Consider the following 17,572-nt stretch of genomic DNA (forward strand, 5'->3'; position numbering starts at 1 on the left):
ATCATCTGGTGCCCCGAGCCACACGCACATCTTCAGGGATGCTCTCGCGATAGACGTCGACGACCCGACGAAGGTACTCGGTGATGGTGTCACGCTCCTCTTCACTGAAGCTCTGGATCACCCGGTCGATGCTGCGCACCATGGGCGTGAGCGCGGCCATCGCGCTCGCGATCGACTGCGGCGCGGGAACCACCACGACAGCGCGCCGGTCGGTCGGATGCGCCTCACGCGTGACGTGGCCGACCTTCACGAGGCGGTCGACAACGACGGTCGTCGCCGCCGTGCTGATGTCGAGGGCACGGGCGAGGGCGGTGGGGCTCATGGGACCGCGCTGAATGAGGTACTGCATGGCCTGCAGGTCGGTGGAGTTGACGGTGAGTTCGCGGCCGAGGTGCGCCTGGAAGTCGTCGCTGAGCTGAGTGAACTCGCGCAGGAGTCTCGTGCTCTCGTGCACCTCGATTCGAGTTCCCTCTCCCGCTTGCATGTCACCCATTCTAGGGCTACGTTTGCTACGCCGTCTAGTAATTAGATAATCTAGCAATCTTCTCGAGGGGAACCCGGATGCGCCGCCTCAGGCACTTCATCACTGCCGCACGCAGCTCGTGGATCGTGCTCGCCGTTGCCGCCTCGGCGAGCGCCGCGCTCCTTGCCCTCGCCCCCGAGAGCTCGGAAGGCGCGCCCGGCACCGGCCTGCCCGAGTCGGCCGAATCCGCCAAGGTCGCCGCCCTCCAGGAACGCTTCCCCGACGCCGACACCAGCACCGCGCTCATCGTCTTCACGCGCGACGGCGAGCTGAGCGACGCGGATGTCACGGCCATCGCCGAGCGCGGCGAGCAGATCGCGGCATCCGTCGACGCCGAGTTCCTCCCGCCCGCGACCGTCTCGGACGACGGCACCGCCGCCCTCCTGCCCGTGCCGCTCGACGCGATCGACGACGTCGACGAGCGGGCGGAGCGCACGGCCGAGCTGCGCGAACTCATCAACGAGGACCTGCCCTCCGGACTGTCGGCCCTCCTGACCGGGCCTGAGGGCTTCGCGGTCGACCTCGCGGGCGTCTTCGACGGCGCCAACTTCACCCTGCTGCTCACGACCGTCATCGTCGTCGCGCTGCTCCTGATCGTGACCTACCGCAGCCCCTGGCTGTGGCTCGTGCCGCTCGCGGTGGTCGGCACCGCCGACGCCGTCGCGGGAGTCGTGGCCCGGCACGTCGCCACGCTCGTCGGGGTCGAACTGGATGCCTCCATCACGGGCATCCTCTCGGTGCTCGTCTTCGGCGCCGGCACCAACTACGCGCTCCTGCTGATCGCCCGCTACCGCGACGAGCTGCGGCTGCACGAGGACCGGCGCGAGGCCATGAGCGTCGCCCTCCGGGGCGCCGGCCCCGCGATTCTCGCCTCGGGCGGCACCGTCGCGCTCAGCCTGCTGACGCTCCTCTTCGCGTCGCTCGGCGGCAACCGCGCGCTCGGCCTCGCGTGCGCGGCCGGCATCGTCGTCGCCATGATCTTCGCGCTGCTCGTGCTGCCCGCCGCGCTCGTGCTCTTCGGCCGCGGACTGTTCTGGCCCTACGTGCCGCGCTTCGACTCCGAGGATCGGCTTGCGCGGGGCTTCTGGCATGGGCTCGGCACGCGGGTGTCGCGGCATCCGGCTATCGTCGCCGTCATTGGCGTCGTGGTGCTCGCCGGGCTCGCCCTCGCGGTGCCGTCGGTGCAGGTCGGCCTCGCCCAGACGGAACGCTTCACCTCCACCCCCGAGGCGGTCGTCGGGCAGGAGGTGATCGCCTCAGCGTTCAGCGCGGGCAGCGGCTCCCCCGCCATCGTGATCGCCGAGACGGATGCTGCGGAGCGGGTCGCGGCCAAAGCATCCGAGGTCAACGGGGTCGAGAGCGTGCGCGAGACGGGCGAGGCGGACGGGCTCACCCGACTGAGCGTCTCGCTCACCTCGGCGGCAGAGACGGAGGAGTCGTTCGCAACCATCACCGAGCTGCGCGCCACACTCGATGAGTCGGCGCTCGTGGGTGGGCTCGACGCCGAGAGCCTCGACGCGGCACAGCTGCAGGAACGCGACCAGGCGCTCGTCATCCCGCTCATCCTCGGTGTCGTGCTGCTCGTTCTGGTGCTGCTGCTGCGCTCGCTGCTCGCCCCCGTCATCCTGCTGCTGACCGTCGTCGCGTCGTTCTTCGCGAGCCTCGGGGCGTCGTGGTTGCTGTTCCAAACGGTGTTCGACTTCCCCGCGCTCGACAACTCGGTCGTGCTCTTCAGCTTCCTCTTCCTCGTCGCGCTCGGGGTCGACTACAACATCTTCCTCGTCACCCGGGCTCGCGAGGAGGCCTCATCGCTGGGGACGCGGCGAGGAATGGTACGCGCCCTGGCGGCGACCGGCGGGGTCATCACGAGTGCGGGCATCCTGCTCGCCGCTGTCTTCGCGGTGCTCGGCGTGCTGCCCCTCATCACGCTCACGCAGATCGGCATCATCGTGTGCGTCGGCGTGCTGATCGACACGCTGCTCGTGCGGACCGTGATCGTGCCCGCGTTCGCGTTCATGCTGGGCGACTGGTTCTGGTGGCCGCGACAGGGGCGGGTCGCGGCGCACGTGCCGGCGGAGGCGCGACACGTCGCGTAGGTGCGGCTTCGCGCAGCCGCTGCTCGGTGGCAGCACCGGCCTGCGCCTGCCTCGACTGCGCGCCGCCGCCCGCTGCACTCTCGTCAATGCTTCGTTGAGTGGACACATATTCGTCTTCGAGCGGGGCCCAGATGACGGTGGAGCGCGAATTTTCGTCCACTCGATGCGACACGATTACGGCGCCGGCGCGCCTGTCAGCGCAGGCCCGGTTAGCGCAGGCCCGGTTAGCGCAGACCCGGTCAGCGCAGACCGGCGGATGCCAGCACTCGCGGATCTGCGCCGCACGCCGTCAGCCGTGCCGCGGCGGCACGCGCCGCCCGGTCGTAGGGCACGGACGACCCCGAGATGAGTGAGCGCGAGTTGGCCGTCTCGACGAGGGACGTGAGCTCGAACGCGAGCTGTTCGGCGTCGTCGCACCCCGGAAGCTCACCGGCGTCGATCGCCTGGTTGATCGTGCGAACGAAGTAGGAGTCGCGATCTGCGATGGCGCGGGCGATCGCGTCGCGCACAGGGCCGGGACGGGAATCGAGCTCGGCCGAGGCGGCGAGGAAGAAGCATCCGCCCTCGAACACCCGGCCCGCCGAGTAGTCGAGCCACGCCCGCACGAGGGCGACCACACGCCGAAGGCCCCGCGGATGCTCACGCACGGGTTCGATCACGGTCGCCACGAATAACGTGCGCGCCGCCTCGACGGTGGCGAGCTGCAGCTGCTCCTTGGAGCCGAACAGGGCGGCCACACCACTCTTGCTCGCGTCGACCTCGCCCGCGAGTCGCCCGATCGAGAGCCCTTCGAGCCCATCGGTGGAGGCGAGCTGCATGGCGCGGTCGAGCACGGCGCGGCGCGACTGATCGCCGCGCGCCCGTCGACCGTCGACCTTCTCCACGCGGCCAGTTTACGTGTACGCTCGTGCGTATTGTTATATGTGTACGGTCGTTCGTATTCTTTTCTTAGGGAGCCCCGAGGAGACCACATGCTGATCCACACCGCCTTCGCCGCCGCCCAGGCCGTCTCGCCGGAGCTTGCGGCGCGCGCCGCGCTGCCACTCTTCCGCCGAGTCGGCCCGCCGCTGCCCGTGCGGGACCAGGAACGCGCCACCCACGATGCGGCCCGTCGCGGCAGCATCCGAGTCCGTGGCAAGCGCGTGATCACCTACGCCTGGGGCGATGGGTCGCGACCCGTGCTGCTCGTGCACGGCTGGCGCGGACGCGCGGCACAGTTCGCCGCTCTCATCCGCCAGCTACGCGCCGCCGGCCACAGCGTCGTCGCCTTCGACGCACCCGCCAACGGCGACTCCCCTGGCCGCTACGCGGACGTGCTCGACTACACCCTCGCGATCCGGGAACTCGAGAGGCGGCACGGCGGCTTCGAGGCGATCATCGCGCACTCCTTCGGGCTGCTCTCGGCCGTGGCATCCGTCGTCGAGGGCGCCGACGCGCGGCGGGTCGTCGGCATCGCGGGCGTCGCGGAGCCCCTGCACCTGCTCCACCAGTTCGGGCGGATGCTGCGGCTCACACCCGAGACCCAGGCGGCGTTGCGCGTGCGCTTCGAGCGGCGCGTGTTCCCCGAGCATCCGGGCATCGTCGACCGCTACTCGGGCCTGCTCAACCCGCTGCCCGAGCAGGTGCCGCTGCTGCTCGTGCACGACCGCGGCGACACGGTGATCGAGGTGGAACAGTCCGAGCAGCTACACGCCGCCCACGGCGAGCGCTCGACACTCCTGCTGACGGAGGGGCTCGGGCACCGCCGCATCCTCTCGGCCGACGTCACGCTCGACGCGGTGCTGAGCTTCGTGGAGGGGGCGGATGCCGCGGCTCCCGCCACCCGCGACGACCAGTTCTGGGCGCTCTGAGACCTCGCTACTCAACCTACGGGCGGGCGCGCGGCGCGAGTCGCTGCAGCTGCGTCACGTGGGCCGGCGTGAGCTCATCCAGCGTTGACACCTCGAGCAGCTTCATGGTGCGCACGACCTGCTCCGACAGGATCTGGATCGCGCGGTCGACGCCCGCGCGGCCACCCGCCATGAGTCCGTAGAGGTACGCACGCCCGATGAGCGTGAACTTGGCCCCAAGGGCGACGGATGCCACGATGTCGGCGCCCGACATGATGCCGGTGTCCACGTGCACCTCGAGGTCGGTGCCGACCTCGCGCACGACGTCGGGAAGCAGGTGGAACGGGATGGGCGCGCGGTCGAGCTGGCGTCCGCCGTGGTTGGAGAGCACGATGCCGTCGACGCCCTGATCGGCCATGAGCCGAGCATCCGCCACCGTCTGCACACCCTTGACGACGAGCTTGCCCGGCCACATGCTGCGGATGATGTCGAGGTCCTCGAGCGAGATGGTGGGGTCCATGGCGCTGTCGAGCAGCTCGCCCACCGTGCCGCCCGTCGAGGTGAGGGAAGCGAACTCGAGCGGGGCCGTGGTGAGGAAGTTGATCCACCACTCCGGCCGCGGGATCGCGTTCACGATCGTGCCGAGGGTGAGCGCCGGCGGAATCGAGAAGCCGTTGCGCTTGTCGCGCAGGCGAGCGCCTGCGACGGGGGTGTCGACCGTGAAGAAGAGCGTGTCGAAGCCCTCCGCTGCGGCGCGGCGCACGAGTTCGTAGGAGATCTCGCGCTCCCGCATGACGTAGAGCTGGAACCAGTTGCGGCCATGCGGGTTCGCCGCCTTGACGCCCTCGATCGAGGTGGTGCCGAGGGTTGACAGCGTGAAGGGGATGCCCGCGGCGCCCGCAGCGCCCGCGCCTGCCGTCTCTCCCTCGCTGTGCATGAGACGTGTGAATCCGGTGGGCGCGATGCCGAAGGGCAAGGCGCTGGGCCCGCCGAGCACCTCGCAGCTCGTGTCGACCTCCGGCACGTTGCGCAGGATGCCGGGATGGAACTCGATGTCCTGGAACGCCTGGCGCGCCCGCTGTATCGAGATCTCCTCCTCAGCTGCGCCCTCCGTGTAGTCAAAGGGGGCCTTGGGCGTGCGGCGCTTCGCAATAAGGCGCAGGTCATGGATCGTGTGGGCCGCGGCCAACCGGCGCCGCTTGGCGTTGAGGTCCGGCTGCTTGAACTTCATGAGTTGCATGAGGTCGCGGGGATTGGGGAATTGGCGCTGCACCATGGTGTACCTAACGAGCGGGAGTGTAGAGAACGGGGGAGAAGGCGGAGGAGACAATAGCGCGCAGCGACTCGAGGCTGCCTGAGGCGAGCCCCTGGGCACGCGCCTGCACGAGGATGTTGCCGATCGCGGTCGCCTCGACGGGTCCGGCGAGCACGGGCAGTCCGCTGCGGTCGGCGGTGAGTTGGCAGAGCAGCTCGTTGAGCGCACCCCCGCCGACAATGTGGATGACCGAGACGGTCTTACCCGAGAGCGCGGCGGCCGTGCGCACGGCGTGAGCGAAAGCATCCGCAAGGCTCTCGACGATGCTGCGCACGAACTCGGCCCTGCTGGAGGGCACGGGCAGGCCGTGCTCGACGCAGAACTCCGCGATGCGCGCGGGCATGTCTCCGGGGGTGAGGAACCGGGGGTCGTTGGCGTCGAAGACCGCAACAGGCGTCGTGACGGATGCCGCGGCCGCGAGCAGCGCCGGCAGCTCGATGGTCTCGCCCGAGCGTTCCCACGTGCGCACCGACTCGCTCAGCAGCCAGAGACCCATAACGTTGTGCAGGTAGCGGACCCGCCCGTCGACGCCGCCCTCGTTGGTGAAGTTGGCGGCGCGGCCGGCCTCGCTGATGACCGGATGCTCGAGCTCGACCCCGACGAGGCCCCAGGTTCCGCACGAGATGTAGGCGAAGTCCTCGCCCCGCGCGGGCACCGCGACGACCGCCGAGGCGGTGTCGTGTGAGCCGATCGCAGTGACAGGGACTGCCCCGAGACCGGTCTCTGCGGCAACGGCGGGCAGCAGCGGCCCCACCGTGTCGCCCGGCGAGACGAGCTCGGGCAGGATGCCGCGGGGCAGGCCCAGGCGGGCAATGAGCTCGTCGTCCCACTCGCGGGTGCTCGGGTTGAGCAGCCCCGTCGTGGACGCATTGGTGCGCTCCGCGACCGCGCGGCCGGTGAGCCAGTAACCCACGAGGTCGGGGATCAGCAGCATCCGCTCGGCCAGCTCCAGGTCGCCGGATGCCGCGTCCGCCGCCAGCTGGAACAGCGTGTTGAACGGCAGATGCTGCAGGCCGTTCGCTGAGTACAGCTCCTCCGCGCCGACGAGGGCGTGCACGGCCTCGACCCCGGCCGCCGTGCGCTCGTCACGGTAGTGATACGGGGTACCGAGCATCCGCCCGCCGCGGATCAGGGCGTAGTCGACGGCCCAGGAGTCGACACCAATGCTGCGCAGGCCGGGCTCGTCGCGCGCCGCCGAGCCGAGGCCGGCGAGGATGCTGCGGTAGAGCTCGAGAATGTTCCAGTGCAACCCGTCGATCGTGCGCACTGGGGTGTTGGGGAACCGGGCGACGGGCCGCAGGCGGATCTCGTTGTGCCCCACATAGCCGAGCATGACCCGGCCGCTCGTAGCGCCGAGATCGACCGCGGCGACCGCGTCGGTGCTCATCGCAGGAATGCCGCGGCGACGCCCGCGTCGACCGGGATGTGCAGGCCGGTCGTGTGGCTCAGGTCGCTGCTGCACAGCACGAAGACCGCGTTGGCGACGTTCTCGGGGAGCACCTCGCGCTTGAGGAGAGTGCGCTGCGCGTAGTACTTGCCCAGCTCCTCCTCGGGCACGCCGTAGACGGCCGCGCGCTTGGCACCCCAGCCGCCCGCAAAGATGCCCGAGCCGCGCACAACACCGTCAGGGTTGATGCCGTTGACCTTGACTCCGTGCTCCCCGAGCTCGGCCGCGAGCAGCCGCACCTGGTGGGCCTGGTCGGCCTTCGTCGCGGAGTACGCGATGTTGTTCGGGCCCGCGAAGATCGAGTTCTTGGAGGAGATGTAGACGACGTCGCCGCCGAGCTCCTGCTCGATCAGCACCTTGGCCGCAGCGCGCGAGACGAGGAACGAGCCCTTCGCCATGACGTTGTGCTGCAAATCCCAGTCTGCGACGGTCGTGTCGAGCAGCGACTTGCTGAGCGAGAGCCCCGCGTTGTTGATGACGATGTCGAGGCCACCGAAGGCGAGCACGGTCGCGTCGATCGCCTGCTGCACCGCCTGCTCGTCGGTGACGTCGGCCTTGATGCCGATCGCGACATCCGTCGTGCCCAGCTCGGCCGCGGCCGCCTGCGCCTTCTCAAGGTCGAGGTCGGCGATGACAACGCAGGCACCCTCCTCTGCGAGACGGGTCGCAATGGCCTTGCCGATGCCGGAGGCGGCGCCCGTCACGAGGGCGATGCGGGTCGCGAGCGGCTTGGGCTTGGGCATCCGCTGCAGCTTGGCCTCTTCGAGCGCCCAGTATTCGATGCGGAACTTCTCGGCGTCGCTGATGGGCGTGTAGGTCGAGATGGCCTCGGCCCCCCGCATGACGTTGATGGCGTTGATGTAGAACTCGCCGGCAACGCGTGCTGTCTGCTTGTTGGCGCCGTAGCTGAACATGCCCACGCCGGGGATGAGGATGATGGCGGGGTCGGCGCCGCGCATTGCCGGGCTCGCGTCATCTGCGTGCGCCTCGTAGTACGCCGCATAGTCGGCGCGGTACTGCTCGTGCAGCTCGGTGAGCCGCGCGATCGAGTCCTCGATGGATGCGTCGGCCGGCAGATCGAGCACGAGCGGCTTGACCTTGGTGCGCAAGAAGTGGTCGGGGCAGCTCGTGCCGAGGGCGGCGAGACGCGGGTGCTCGCTCGACGCGAGGAAGTCGGTGACGACGGATGCGTCGGTGAAGTGGCCGACCTGCGGCCGGTCAGTCGACGCAATCTTGCGCAGGGTCGCAGCCAGCGCTGCGGCCTTGGCCCGGCGCTCGGCCTCGGAAAGCGCCTCGTAGCCGGGCAGCACATCTCCGAAGGGCTTCTCGCGCCCGTTCTCGGCGATGAACTTCTCGGCGGTGTCGATGATCCACATCGAGTTGGCCTCGGCTTCATCGCTCGTGTCGCCCCACGCCGTGATGCCGTGGCCGCCGAGGATGCAGCCGACCGCCTGCGGATTCTGAGCCTTGATCGCGGCGATGTCCTCGCCGAGCTGCCAGCCCGGGCGACGCCACGGCACCCACACGACCTTGTCGCCGAAGGCCTTCGCCGTCAGCGCCTCACCGTCAGCGGATGTTGCGAACGCGATGCCCGAGTCGGGGTGCAGGTGGTCGACGTGCGCAGCGTCGACCAACCCGTGCATGGCGGTGTCGATGCTGGGAGCGGCGCCGCCCTTGCCGTGGAGCGTGTAGTCGAATGCGGCGACCATCTCGTCCTCACGGTCGACGCCGGGGTACACGTTCGAGAGCGCGCGCAGGCGGTCGAGGCGGAGCACCGCGAGGCCGGCCTCCTTGAGCGTGCCGAGGTCGCCGCCCGAGCCCTTGACCCAGAGGAGTTCGACGGGCTCACCCGTGACCGGGTCGGTCTCGGTGCCCTTGGCAGAGGTGTTGCCACCCGCGTAGTTGGTGACGCGGGGGTCGCTGCCGAGGCGATTGCTGCGCTCGATGAGTTCACGTGCGGTGGGGTTCGTCATCTCTTCGTCTCTCGTGAAGTCTTTCGTGTGGTCTCGTATCTTGGGTCGAATTGCCCACTTCTGCTGCTTCCGGAGGCCCGGAAGGGTGCAAAGCAGGCAACTCGGCGGGGAGGTGCGGTTTACGCGCCCCAGCTCGCCTGCTGGCCGCCGACGCGCTCCTCGGCGATCTTCTGCTGGTAGCCGCTCTCGAGGAACGCTGCGATCGGGTCGGCGGGGAGCCCGCGACCCTCGCGCCACTGAGCAAGGGCGGGGCGGACATCCGTGTAGAAGGCGTCCATCAGCACCTGGTGGGCCTCAAGCACGTCATTTGCCGCCTGCGCCGCCGCCAAGGCGTCGCGGTCAACGAGCAGCGCCCGCGCCGTCATCTCCTGCACATTGAGCACGGAACGCATCTGACCGCGGATCTTGTCTTCGATGTTGTGGCACTGGTCGAGCATGAAGACGACGGGCGAGTCCTCGTCGAGCCCGCCGCCGCGCGCAACCTCCGTCATGATGCGGAACAGCTGGAACGGGTCGGCCGAGCCCACGATGAGGTCGTCGTCGGCGTAGAAGCGCGAGTTGAAGTCGAAGGAGCCGAGCTTGCCGAGACGCAGCAGCTGCATGACGATGAACTCGATGTTGGTGCCGGGGGCGTGGTGGCCCGTGTCGAGACAGACCATCGCCTTGTCGCCGAGCGCCGCGACCTGGGCGTAGGAGGTGCCCCAGTCCGGGACATCCGTGTGGTAGAACGCCGGCTCGAAGAACTTGTACTCGAGCACCATTCGGTGGTCGTCGCCGAGGCGGGCATAGATCGTCTCGAGGCTCTCGGCGAGACGATCCTGGCGGCCGCGAAGGTCATCCTGGCCGGGGTAGTTGGTGCCGTCGGCGAGCCAGATCTTGAGGTCGCGCGAACCCGTCTCGTTCATGACGTCGATGCAGTCGAAGTGGTGATCGATCGCGCGCTGGCGCACGGATGCATCAGCCGAGGTCAGCGAACCGAACTTGTACTCGTCATCCTGGAACGTGTTGGAGTTGATCGTGCCGATCTCCACGCCCTGCTCGGCGGCGTGCTCACGGAGGGCCGCAAAGTCGTCGACCTTGTCCCACGGGATGTGCAGCGCCACCTTGGGGGCGAGGCCCGTGTAACGGTGCACCTGGGCGGCATCCGAAATCTTCTCCTCGGGGGTGCGGGGGGTTCCGGGGGTCGAGAAGACCTTGAAGCGGGTGCCCGAGTTGCCGAACGCCCACGACGGCAGTTCGATGGCCTGGCGCTCGAGGTCGGTAGCGATGGAGTCGAAGGCGGTCATGGGTCTCCTCGGGGTCTCTGCGTTGAAACGTTTCATGCGCGTGACTTCGACTGTAGAGCTCGGCCGCGGTCGCCGTCAACCTTCGCCCGGTGTGCCATCCTGATTCGACACAGGCCAGGGGGTGAGATGAACGCGAGCGTGAAGGATGTCGCCGCGCGCGCGGGCGTGTCCGTCGGCACCGTCTCCAACGTGCTCAATCGCCCCGACAAGGTCTCGCCCGCCACCGCGCAGCGGGTGCACGCCGCCATCGCCGAGCTCGGTTTTGTGCGCAACGACGCCGCGAGGCAACTCCGCGCGGGCAGAAGCCGCGCAATCGGAATGGTGCTGCTCGACGTCGCCAACCCCTTCTTCAGCGAGCTCGCGCGGGGCGCCGAGGAGCGCGCCGTCGAGTCCGGGCACGCGCTCATCCTCGGCAACAGCGACGAGAAGGCCGACCGCGAGGCCCGCTACCTCGACCTCTTCGAGGAGCAGCGGATGCACGGGGTGCTCGTCTCCCCGGCCGGCGACGTCGACGCGCGCCTCGAGCTCCTCCGCGAGCGCGGCATCCCCTCCGTGCTCGTCGACCGCGGCAGTGACGCCTTCAGTTCCGTCTCCGTGGACGACGTCGCGGGGGGCGAGCTCGCAGTCCGCCACCTTGTCTCACTCGGCCGCAAGCGCATCGCCTACGTGTGCGGACCCCTCACGATCCGGCAGGTGGCCGATCGACTAGAGGGGGCGCGGCGCGTGGTGGCGCAGCATCCGGATGTCACGATCGAGGTCGTCTCGCAGGCGGCGTTGACCGTGCCGGCGGGCGCCGCGGCCGGCACCGCCCTCGCGGCGCGCGCAGCCGCGGACCGCCCCGACGCCGTCTTCGCGGCCAACGACCTGCTCGCCCTCGGGGTGCTTCAGTCGCTCGTCATGCTCGGCGACGTATCGGTGCCCGGCGACGTCGCGCTCATCGGGTACGACGACATCGCGTTCGCCCGGTCCGCCGTCGTGCCGCTCACGTCGATCCGCCAGCCGAGCCGCGCGATCGGTGCGACCGCCGTCGAGATCCTGCTTGAGGAAGCCGCGGAACCGACTCTCGAGAAGCGCGCGGTCGTGTTCCAGCCGGAACTCGTGGTGCGGGCGAGCACGGCGGCAACACCATGGCGCTGAGGTACCTTCATGCAACGCGTCATATAGATCCGCGTCAGCCTCGACCGCACTGGTGAGGCTCTTGCCGTCGCCCGCCAGGAGCAGGGGTGCCTAAGCTTTGCGATTCGGGAGGGCATCGCCTGCGCCACGTCGGTCGCGATGATACTCGAGACCACGATCGATCCTGTGCGCCCTACTCGCCGTCCACGACAACCGTGTCCGCGATCTTCGCCGCGACCTCATCGAGCGAGGCGTAGTCCGACGTCGTCAGGCCGGAGCGGGCAGCAAGCAGCGGGCTGACCTTGCGAAGCTCCTCGAAGGTCGTGCCGTGCACGATGGGGATGACGCGGTCGGTAGCTAGCAGCGCGGACAGCTCTTGAGACGCGATACCATCGCTATTCAGGCTGGCGAACAGGGCCGGGGTCACGAGAACGATCCCAGCGCGCGACGCCGCCAACCCCTTATCGATCTTTCGAATAAGCGAGGTTCCCAGTGGTACGTCCATCTCGCTGAACCAGACCGAGACTTCGAGTTCGGTCAGGAGGTCGTGGAGCTCCAGCGCCGCACCCTTACGGTCGTCCCAGGCGTGGCATAGGAACAGGTCACGCTGCCCGGTTGCGTCCTCGGAGATCCGCACGACCTGTTCGCGCACAGTGTTGAGCGTCTGGTACTCGCGAACGGAGTAGGAGACGGCCGACCGACGAGTTCGGCTCGCCGTGCTGGTCCGACGACCACCTCCGCCGCTTGCGCTACTACCACCGGACGACCGGCTGAAGCTCGGATACCGCTTAGGCGTGGGCGGGACCACCGGCACAACCGGAGTAGGAGGGGGCGTGTATGCGGGGCGGTCGTAGTACGGGTCTCGATACCCGCCGTAGCCGCCATAGCGGCCCCCGTGGACAGGGCAGTCTGCTCCGCCGCCCCGGATGTGTCCATAGACCGGAGCCGTGCACTGTGCCATGAGCGAATCTTATCCACGACCTTCGACATTGCTCATGATCCGGGCCGAGTGAAATTGGGAGGCACGGGAGCGGGAGCCTCGCCGCCTAGGGTGTCGATCGATCGCGCCGCTGACACTGCGACCTATTCTCAGACTTATGGGAGAAACAGGCGATACCGCTCCAGAACCGGCTCCTCTAGCCGGTGTGGTACCAGCACGTCCGTCAACCAATATGTTCGACTTCGAAAATCTGACACCTACGGACTTCGAGGACTTCGTCTTTGACTTACTGAAGACGATCGGCTTCGTCAACGTCGACTGGCGCAAAGGCACCCCGAAGGACGCCAGTCCGTCTGACCGCGGCAGAGATATCGAGGCGAAGTACCTGGTCACCGACGTCGACGGGCACCAGAGGTTCGAGCGATGGTTCGTCGACGCGAAGCACTACGACAAAGGAGTGCCACCCGAAGCGTTGCAGGGTCTCTTTACCTGGGCCCAATCTGAGCGACCGGACGTGGCGCTAGTGGCCGCATCGGGCTACCTATCGAATCCTGCCAAGGACTGGATCGAGCAGTACCGCAAGACCTCTGCACCGCCTTTGCGAATCCGTCATTGGGAACGACCACAGATCAGCGAATTCTTGGCGCAGCACCCTGAACTGACCTACAGGCACGAAATCTACGAGCAGGACGCCATGCGATCACTTGCAGAGATTCAGGCAGCCGAAACCGAGGTGTACAACCGTCGCTGGTACGACCGATCCGTGTCCCGAGATCACTTCGTTGAGATCGGCCAAGTTGAACCGCTGCCCGGCGAGTTGCGTGAACAGGTGCTCTCGGCGCGAAGTCACATCGAGGACGAACTCGGAGTTGAAACCCTCAGCGTTGGCTCCGACTGGGAAGCCGGGCTGTGGGCAGGCAAGCACTCGGCGCTGCGCTGGGTGCTGGGCGACGATTGGGACAACTTAGACACCTGACCCGCTGATGCTCACCGCGGGAATCGGGGCTGAAGGAGCCGGTCGGCCGTCGACCGCGGAAGCGTGGCTACTCGCTAAATCGCGATTGTGCCGGGGCTGAGGCGGGGGTGCCACTACCCGCCGACGCGCCCCGAGTCGTTGGCCGAGACATCCGTGCGGTGGAAGTTCAGGTGCGAGCGGCTCGCCGTCGGCCCCCGCTGCCCCAGGTAGCGCGAGAAGGTCGCGCCCGCGCCGTAGGGGCGCTCGGCGGGCGAGGTGAGCTTGAAGAAGCAGAGCTGCCCGATCTTCATGCCCGGCCACAGCTTGATCGGCAGGGTCGCGACGTTGCTGAGCTCAAGCGTCACGTGGCCCGAGAAACCTGGGTCGACGAAGCCCGCCGTGGAGTGCGTGAGGAGGCCGAGGCGCCCCAGCGAGCTCTTGCCCTCGAGCCGCGCCGCGATGTCGTCGGGAAGCGTCACCTGCTCGTAGGTGGAGCCGAGCACGAACTCGCCCGGGTGCAGGATGAACGGCTTGTCGGCGTCGACCTCGAGCAGGCGGGTCAGTTCGGGCTGGTGCTCCGCGGGGTCGATGTAGGGGTACTTGTGGTTGTCGAAGAGACGGAAGTACCGGTCGAGGCGCACATCCACGCTCGACGGCTGCACCATCTCGGGCTCGCTCGGGTCGAGACGGATGCGGCCCGCGGCGAGTTCGGCGTTGATGTCGCGGTCGGAGAGCAGCATGGTCACGAGACTAACGGAAACGGATGCCGCGGCATCCGTCAGAGCGGTTTGGCGAGCACGAGCATCCGCAGGTCGTCGCGCAGGGGGATGCCGAAGCGCTCGTCGCCGTAGGGAAAGTCGCGCACCTCGCCCGTGCGCTCGTAGCCGCGCCGCTCGTAGAAGGCGATGAGGTCGGGGCGCTGCTCGATGACCGTCATCTCCATCGTCGTCGCGCCCCACAGGTTGGCTGCCCGACGTTCCGCCTCGGCGAGGATGGCCTTGCCCAGCCCGCCTCCCTGCCCGCTCGGGCGCACCGCGAACATGCCGAAGTAGGCAGTCTCGGCGTCCGTGCGGGCGATGTGGGCGCACCCGCGGAGCTGCCCGCCGCTCTCGGCGAGCAGCACGACACTGTCGGGCCGACGCAGGTCCTCGCCGAGCACCTCGGGGTCGATGCGCTGCCCCTCGAGCAGGTCGGCCTCGGTGGTCCAGCCGGCGCGGCTCGCATCGCCGCGATACGCGGATGTCACGAGCTCCACGATCGCGGGAATGTCGTCGCTCGTCGCGTTCCGGAAGCTGAGGTGGTTCACGTACCGAGGCTACTGGGTAGTATGGGGACGTCCGGTTCGCCGGATGCGCGGATGTAGTTCAATGGTAGAACTTCAGCTTCCCAAGCTGATAGCGCGGGTTCGATTCCCGTCATCCGCTCCAATTGTTCGTTCGGACATCAATTGCCGTGCACCTGGGTCGCCTGGTGCCGCCCTTCAATGGTTGGCCCGAATCTCGTCGTAGATGGCGGGGTCGTACCACTGGGTTAGTTCGATCTTTTCGAGAACCTCCTGAGGACACTGGACGCCCTGTACCGCTGGGTCAGCCCCCATGCTTCCCGAGATGCGGACGCACGCATAAAGCCTCATGGCATTCGAGAAAGTAGGGTTCCCGGCACCCACCGCGGTGGTGAAGACGTCGACCGTCAGCACCTCGCCATCGACCACAATCGCGTATTGCCCCGAACCAGAAGGGCTTTCGAAGATCGATGGGCCGAATGACTTCAGGGCACTCGCCTGCAAACCGAGGGCGTCATTGTCAGCAACTGCGTCACTGAATCGCTGTCTGTGTCGCTCAACGTCGGCGATCAATGCAGCATGTGCTTGTTCTTCGATGCGGGCTTCTTGGCGGTCGAACACCTGCGTGAAGAAGAGCGACGGAAGGAGGGGCACCGCTAATACCGCGATGCCTGCAGCAATCGATAACACGATCAGAAGCCTCCGCCGTCTTCCCTTTGTCAGAGGTGGATCTCTCAAGGATGGTTCGTCGGCCCTCGCGGCTTCGCTCGTACCTGGTTCATTGCCGGCAGCTCCCATAGCGTGACACTCTCAGCTTTTCGTGTCACCGGCAATGCCGTGGTCGCGACGCCCCTACTCCGACGCGAGAGCGACGGCGCGCAGCACCTGCTGCACGCTCGGCACGCCAGCCGCCCGGAACACCTCTCCGCCACCCGGCGCCCGCACGATCACGGTCGGCGTAGCGGTGATGCCGTTGCGTTCGGCGAGGTCAGGGGCATCGGCGACGTCGTGCTCGACGAGTCCGATTTCGGGGAGCATGCCTTCGACGCGGCCGAGCACCGCGCGCGTACGCCGGCATGCCGCGCAGAAGCTCGACGAGTACAACTCAAGCCGAACGCCTTCCGCCGCCATGATCACCTCTCCCATGCCCTGAAACTAAACCCGCATGTCGCCGCACTTATTTCGCGTGGCGCTGACTTGCGCGAAAGGGCCCCTCGTCGGGCACAGCAAGGGCAGAAGGCGCAACTCAGCAAGGAGCGCAGAGAGCACAAACGACGGGGCGGCGTGCACAGCGCACGTCGCCCCGTCGTCGTGAAGGCTCAGCCTCCGAAGCTCACGCTCCGCACGCCGGTTCCGGCTGCCTCCTGCTCGGCCAGCTCCCGCTCGCCGCGGAGGTCGAGGTTGCGGGCGAGCACCAGGTAAGCCACCGCGGAGACGATCAGGCCCACGAAGAGGGCGATGTCGATGTCGCCCATCGCCGCGGCGGCCGGGCCGACGAACCAGGTGGTGACCACGAAGGGGATCATCGCCACGATCCCGATGACGTAGGCGGCGATGCCGCGGCCACCCCAGGCCCCGTAAACGCCGTTGGGGCGGAACATCTCAGCGACCGCATAGCGGCCACGGCGCACGAAGTAGTAATCCACGAGGTTCACCGAGGTCCACGGCACGAGTACATACAGCAGCACCGTGAGGAAGCTGCTGAAGGAGTCGAGGAACGCGCCGGTCGAGAAGGCGGCCCCAATGAAGGCGAGGCCGGCGATGACGGAACAGGCGATCACCCGCGCGCGGAGAGTCGGCTTGACGGGGCGGAACGAGTCGACGACCGTGATGAGCTCGATGCTCGCCGCGTAGATGTTGATCGTGATGACCGTGACGAGCGCGGGGAGCGCCGCCCAGAGGAGCGGGAGGCCCAGGCCGGGCAGAATCTGATCGGCCGCCGCCGCGATCGCTCCGACCGGGTCGGCATCCACGAAGAGGCTCGCGACGAATGCGCCGAGCAGCATGAGCCAGCCGGCACCGACAATGACGCCGGACGATGTGTAGAAGAGGGCCTTGCTCGGGCTCGTCTGCGGCGGGAGGTAGCGCGAGTAGTCCGAGACGTAGGGAGCCCAGCCGAGAGCGTATGCTGCGGCCGCGGCGAACTGGACGAGGAACGCCGCCCAGTTGAAGCCGTCGAGCGAGAATGCGCCTGCAGGCAGGGGAAGGGCGAAGAACGCGACGACCGTGAAGACCCCGAAGGTCGCGAGGAAGAGCCAGGTGAGCCAGCTCTGCACCCGGTGGATCCAGTCATAGCCGACGACCGCGATGGTCAGGGCGACCACCGTGATCAGCACGTACCACCAGGCTCCCGCATCCACGCCCGTCGTCGCCGTGAGGACTTCGGCGCCGAGCATCTGGTTGAAGATGTTGAAGCCGACGATGCTCGCCACGACGACGAGGCACACGATGGCCACGCCACGGTAGCCGAACTGCGCCCGCGACTGGATCATCTGCGGCAGGCCGAGCTGCGGGCCCTGCGCCGAGTGGAAGGCCGTGAAGATCGTGCCGACGATGACACCCATCACGATCGCGAGCACCGACATCAGGAAGTTGCCGCCCATTGCGACACCGACCATGCCGGTCGCGAGCGTCGTCAGGTTCGCGTTCGACATGAACCAGAGCGAGAACAGGCTGCCCGGCTTGCCATGCCGCTCGTTGAGCGGAACCCAGTCGATCGACTTGACCTCGATGCCTGCGGTCGTGGGTATCGCGACGTCGGTCGCCGCGGGGGGTGGTACATGGTGCTGTGTCATGTGGTGCCCTTCGAT

General features: G+C 67.9%; 16 protein-coding genes and 1 tRNA gene. 5 read left to right on the plus strand and 12 right to left on the minus strand.

Annotated features, from left to right (window positions below):
* Position 1: 1 nt before the first annotated feature.
* Positions 2-484, minus strand: a complete 483-nt coding sequence (locus tag OH146_RS07525) for a MarR family winged helix-turn-helix transcriptional regulator (protein WP_265159056.1) — start codon at positions 482-484, stop codon at positions 2-4.
* 77 nt (positions 485-561) lie between these two features.
* On the opposite strand from OH146_RS07525, the gene OH146_RS07530 reads away from it, so the two are divergent.
* Positions 562-2,619, plus strand: coding sequence for an MMPL family transporter (locus tag OH146_RS07530; protein ID WP_265159059.1), 2,058 nt, complete (start codon positions 562-564; stop codon positions 2,617-2,619).
* A 239-nt stretch (positions 2,620-2,858) separates the two neighbouring features.
* Here OH146_RS07530 and OH146_RS07535 read toward each other — a convergent pair whose 3' ends face one another.
* Complete coding sequence (locus tag OH146_RS07535; protein ID WP_265159061.1) at positions 2,859-3,503, minus strand: TetR/AcrR family transcriptional regulator; 645 nt, start codon at positions 3,501-3,503, stop codon at positions 2,859-2,861.
* An 87-nt stretch (positions 3,504-3,590) separates the two neighbouring features.
* Between OH146_RS07535 and OH146_RS07540 the strand changes: the two genes are divergently transcribed.
* The gene (locus OH146_RS07540; protein ID WP_265159063.1) at positions 3,591-4,469 is read left to right on the plus strand and encodes an alpha/beta hydrolase; all 879 of its coding nucleotides are present in this window, start codon (positions 3,591-3,593) and stop codon (positions 4,467-4,469) included.
* Between the two features lie 16 nt (positions 4,470-4,485).
* On the opposite strand, the gene OH146_RS07545 is transcribed toward OH146_RS07540, so the two are convergent.
* The 4 genes from OH146_RS07545 to rhaI form a co-directional block, all read right to left on the minus strand.
* The gene (locus OH146_RS07545) at positions 4,486-5,724 is read right to left on the minus strand and encodes an alpha-hydroxy acid oxidase (protein WP_265159065.1); all 1,239 of its coding nucleotides are present in this window, start codon (positions 5,722-5,724) and stop codon (positions 4,486-4,488) included.
* Between the two features lie 7 nt (positions 5,725-5,731).
* Complete coding sequence (locus OH146_RS07550) at positions 5,732-7,150, minus strand: rhamnulokinase (RefSeq protein WP_265159067.1); 1,419 nt, start codon at positions 7,148-7,150, stop codon at positions 5,732-5,734.
* Positions 7,147-9,183 (minus strand): bifunctional aldolase/short-chain dehydrogenase, encoded by a 2,037-nt coding sequence (locus OH146_RS07555; RefSeq protein ID WP_265159069.1) that lies wholly within the window; start codon positions 9,181-9,183, stop codon positions 7,147-7,149. Before OH146_RS07555 ends, OH146_RS07550 begins: the two co-directional genes overlap by 4 nt.
* Before the next feature lie 119 nt (positions 9,184-9,302).
* On the minus strand, positions 9,303-10,469 hold the full coding sequence (rhaI, locus tag OH146_RS07560) for an L-rhamnose isomerase (RefSeq protein WP_265159071.1): 1,167 nt from the start codon (positions 10,467-10,469) through the stop codon (positions 9,303-9,305).
* A gap of 126 nt (positions 10,470-10,595) precedes the next feature.
* Here rhaI and OH146_RS07565 point away from each other — a divergent pair, with 126 nt between their 5' ends.
* A complete protein-coding gene (locus OH146_RS07565) occupies positions 10,596-11,606 on the plus strand; it encodes a LacI family DNA-binding transcriptional regulator (RefSeq protein ID WP_265159073.1) in 1,011 nt (336 codons plus the stop codon).
* A gap of 172 nt (positions 11,607-11,778) precedes the next feature.
* Here OH146_RS07565 and OH146_RS13930 read toward each other — a convergent pair whose 3' ends face one another.
* Positions 11,779-12,237 (minus strand): toll/interleukin-1 receptor domain-containing protein, encoded by a 459-nt coding sequence (locus OH146_RS13930; RefSeq protein ID WP_265159075.1) that lies wholly within the window; start codon positions 12,235-12,237, stop codon positions 11,779-11,781.
* Between the two features lie 520 nt (positions 12,238-12,757).
* Between OH146_RS13930 and OH146_RS07575 the strand changes: the two genes are divergently transcribed.
* Positions 12,758-13,501 carry a restriction endonuclease gene (locus OH146_RS07575; protein ID WP_265159077.1) on the plus strand — a complete coding sequence of 248 codons (744 nt, stop codon included), beginning with the start codon at positions 12,758-12,760 and terminating at the stop codon, positions 13,499-13,501.
* Between the two features lie 113 nt (positions 13,502-13,614).
* Here the strand turns inward: OH146_RS07575 and dcd are convergent, their stop codons facing one another.
* Together dcd and OH146_RS07585 are read right to left on the minus strand one after the other, a co-directional pair.
* Positions 13,615-14,220 (minus strand): dCTP deaminase, encoded by a 606-nt coding sequence (gene dcd, locus OH146_RS07580; RefSeq protein WP_265159079.1) that lies wholly within the window; start codon positions 14,218-14,220, stop codon positions 13,615-13,617.
* Between the two features lie 38 nt (positions 14,221-14,258).
* A complete protein-coding gene (locus tag OH146_RS07585) occupies positions 14,259-14,786 on the minus strand; it encodes a GNAT family N-acetyltransferase (protein WP_265159081.1) in 528 nt (175 codons plus the stop codon).
* A 47-nt stretch (positions 14,787-14,833) separates the two neighbouring features.
* Here OH146_RS07585 and OH146_RS07590 point away from each other — a divergent pair.
* Positions 14,834-14,907: transfer RNA gene (locus OH146_RS07590), tRNA-Gly, on the plus strand.
* 53 nt (positions 14,908-14,960) lie between these two features.
* On the opposite strand, the gene OH146_RS07595 is transcribed toward OH146_RS07590, so the two are convergent.
* From OH146_RS07595 to OH146_RS07605, 3 genes are all read right to left on the minus strand, one after another.
* Positions 14,961-15,452, minus strand: coding sequence for a hypothetical protein (locus tag OH146_RS07595; protein ID WP_265159083.1), 492 nt, complete (start codon positions 15,450-15,452; stop codon positions 14,961-14,963).
* A gap of 162 nt (positions 15,453-15,614) precedes the next feature.
* Positions 15,615-15,908: a thioredoxin family protein gene (locus tag OH146_RS07600; RefSeq protein ID WP_265159084.1), complete on the minus strand. Its 294-nt coding sequence runs from the start codon at positions 15,906-15,908 to the stop codon at positions 15,615-15,617.
* A 173-nt stretch (positions 15,909-16,081) separates the two neighbouring features.
* Positions 16,082-17,557, minus strand: a complete 1,476-nt coding sequence (locus OH146_RS07605) for a purine-cytosine permease family protein (RefSeq protein ID WP_265159086.1) — start codon at positions 17,555-17,557, stop codon at positions 16,082-16,084.
* Positions 17,558-17,572: the final 15 nt, after the last annotated feature.

Source organism: Homoserinimonas sedimenticola, assembly GCF_026094475.1.
Taxonomy (GTDB): Bacteria; Actinomycetota; Actinomycetes; order Actinomycetales; family Microbacteriaceae; genus Homoserinimonas; species Homoserinimonas sedimenticola.